Annotated in this window: 1 protein-coding gene and 1 pseudogene; both read left to right on the top strand. The window is 36.0% G+C overall.

All coding sequences use genetic code 11. The annotated features are described in order from the left end of the window. Positions 1 to 204: pseudogene (locus BN3456_RS16020) on the top strand (hypothetical protein); the annotation flags it as partial. 24 nt (positions 205 to 228) lie between these two features. Then, positions 229 to 507: a transposase gene (locus tag BN3456_RS00230; RefSeq protein ID WP_074180253.1), complete on the top strand. Its 279-nt coding sequence runs from the start codon at positions 229 to 231 to the stop codon at positions 505 to 507. The last annotated feature ends 132 nt before the right edge of the window (positions 508 to 639 follow it).

Raw genomic sequence — 639 nt, 5'->3', positions numbered from 1 at the left:
CGCAGTGTTGTAGTACGCAAATATAAGTATCAAAATAATCAGGGTAAGGTTCCTGATGATAAGGAAAACATACTAAATCGTGATTTTAATGCTACAACAATAAATCAAAAATGGGTTACTGACATAACGTATATACATGTTCAAGATGGAGGCTGGATGGTGCTAGTATATAAGTGTGGACACGAAAAGTTGAACAATCTATAATAATCAAAAAGGAGAGTTCAACCAATGGCAAAAAATCAAAAATCCTATACTCCAGAATTCAAACAGCAGATCGTAGATCTATATAATTCTGGCACAAAGAAAATGACCGAGTTATCAAGCGAATATGGCGTTCCAAAAGGCACAATCTCTACTTGGGTAAAGAATCTTAGCCCAATCAAGGTTTCCGAAGAAGAAACGATTTCTTTGAAGGAATACAAAGCACTTCAAAAGAAAATGAAAGACCTTGAAATTGAGAACGAAATATTAAAAAAAGCTACAGCCATATTCGCAAAGGATCGATAGCCGAATACGTGTCCTTTATCAACAACAATCTTAAATACTACACTGTCAAGCAGATGTGTAAAGCCTTGAAATTCGCGAGAAGCACCTACTATGAGGCTCTGGTTCGTGTACCTTCAAACAAAGAACAGGAAT

The sequence above is a fragment of the Clostridium sp. C105KSO13 genome, from assembly GCF_001517425.1.
Classification (GTDB): Bacteria; Bacillota; Clostridia; order Lachnospirales; family Lachnospiraceae; genus Muricomes.
This window is presented reverse-complemented; position numbering and strand designations above follow the sequence as displayed.